Source organism: Burkholderia sp. E168m23 (genome assembly GCF_016586125.1).
Classification (GTDB): domain Bacteria; phylum Pseudomonadota; class Gammaproteobacteria; order Burkholderiales; family Burkholderiaceae; genus Burkholderia; species Burkholderia orbicola.
Window position 1 is genome coordinate 1 of record NZ_BCPP01001107.1, and the last position, 2,127, is coordinate 2,127.

2 protein-coding genes are annotated in these 2,127 nt (G+C 67.2%); one reads left to right on the top strand and one right to left on the bottom strand.

What is annotated here, in order from left to right:
* Nucleotides 1-259: 259 nt before the first annotated feature.
* Nucleotides 260-814, top strand: coding sequence for an NADPH-dependent FMN reductase (locus tag JMF90_RS34575; protein WP_006480199.1), 555 nt, complete (start codon nt 260-262; stop codon nt 812-814).
* 72 nt (nt 815-886) lie between these two features.
* Here the strand turns inward: JMF90_RS34575 and JMF90_RS34580 are convergent.
* On the bottom strand, nt 887-2,127 hold a 1,241-nt coding region (locus tag JMF90_RS34580; protein WP_201326117.1), incomplete at its 5' end, for a response regulator.

A 2,127-nucleotide genomic window follows, 5' to 3' on the forward strand; every position in this document is an offset into this window, starting at 1 on the left:
ACGAATTCACGGAACCGGCTGCCGCGCTGCGCTATGCTTGCCGAACCCCGTCTCGCGCGTCGCCGGCGATGCGCGTCGGGCAATCTGTAACGTCAGAACATAACGGTCGAGTTATCCACAATTTCTGTGGAAAACCTTGTGGAAAGTCGGCCGGACGGCCCCGTGGGACGGCTCGCGGGCTGGCTTGCCTATAAACAGACCTTTGTCGCCCATTCGGAAGCAATCGATCCGATTCCTCACTCACCGGAAGGAGAATGTCATGTCCTATCGTATTGCGGTCGTCGTCGGCAGCCTGCGTCGCGCTTCGACCAACCGCGCGCTCGCGCACGCCGTGATCTCGCTCGCCCCCGCCGATTTTTCGTTCGAGTTCGTCGAGATCGGCGAGCTGCCGCTGTACAGCCAGGACTACGACGCGGATTTCCCGGAAGTCGCGAAACGCTTCAAGCAGTCGATCGAAGCCGCCGACGCGCTGCTGTTCGTCACGCCCGAGTACAACCGGTCGATTCCCGGCGTCCTGAAGAATGCGCTTGACTGGGGCTCGCGCCCGTGGGGTTCCAACTCGTGGTCGGGCAAGCCGGGCGCGGTGCTCGGCACGTCGCCGGGCGCGGTGGGTACCGCGCTCGCGCAGCAGCACCTGCGCAACGTGCTCGCGTACCTCGACGTGAAGACGCTCGGTCAGCCCGAGATGTTCATCAAGCACGACCCGGCGCGCATCGACGACCAGGGGCAGATCGTCAGCGAGGACACCCGCAAGTTCCTGCAGGGCTTCGTCGATCGCTACGCGAGCTGGGTGCGCCTGCTGAAATCGGCCTGACCTCGTTGGCCTGATCGCCGCCGCGCGTGCTCACGCCGTCGCGGCGGCGCCGCCCCCCCAACCAAGAGCGGATCACGCGCCGGCGTGTCGTGCGTCGCGCGCTTCGCGGATGCCCAGCAGGATCTCGTCGAGCAGCGCGATGTCGAACGGCTTCGACAGCACGCGGACGTTGACGGTGCGCGTACGGTCGAGCTCCTCCGCATAACCCGTGACGAGAATCACGGGCAGCTTCCCCGGCCGCTTTTCGACCGCTTCTGCCAGGTCGATGCCGTTCAGGCGGCCTGGCATGTGGATATCCGAAATCACGAGATCGAACGCGTCGTTCGCTGCGGTGCCCTCGATCAGGCGCAACGCATCGTCGGCGGTGGGCGCATAGGTCACGCGATGACCGAGCAGCGACAGCAGCGCTTCCGTGCCGGCCGCGACTTCGTCGTTGTCCTCGACCAGCAGCACGTGCAGACCGGCGAGCGCGCCGTTGCCCCCCTCGTGCGCGACGGCTGCCGGCCGCGCGACGACGTCCTCGGCCCGCGCGCGCGGCAGGTACAGACGCACCGACGTCCCCGCGCCGACCGCGCTGTCGATCGTCGCGAGGCCGCCCGAGCGTTCGCAGAACGCGAATACCTGCGGCAGGCCGAGCCCCGTCCCCATCCCCTGCGCCTTCGTCGTGAACAGCGGTTCGAACGCACGGGCGAGCACGTCGGGCGCCATGCCCGAACCCGTGTCGTCGAGCGAGATCTGCACGAAGTCGCCGGTCAGCGGGAAGCCGTCCTCGCGGCGCAGCGTGACGTTGCGTGCGCCGACCGTGAAGCGTCCGCCGGTTGCCATCGCATCGCGCGCGTTGACCGCGAGGTTGATCACCGCGAGCTCGAGCTCCGCGACATCGACGCGAATCGGCCAGACGCCCGGCTCGATCGCGACGACCAGCGACGACTTCGACCCGAGCGACGTCTTCAGCAGTTCGCGGCACGTGCCGAGCCATTGCCCGATGTCGATCGTCTCGTTGTGCAGCGGCTGCTTGCGCGCGACGCCGAGCAGCTGGCGCGTGAGCGACTGGCCGTTCTTCAGCGCGCGCTCGATCGCGCCGAGCTCCTTGTCGAGATGCTGGACCCCGCGTCGCCGCGCGATCTGCACGTTGCTCGAGATGATCATCAACAGGTTGTTGAAGTCGTGCGCGACGCTGCCGACGAGATTGCCGAGCGCCTGCATCTTGCGCGACTGCCGGTACGCCGATTCGATCGAGCGCCGCATCGACGCTTCGGCCTGCCAGCGGTCCCACGCTTCCTCTTCCGCCTTCAGCCGCTTGAGCGACAGCC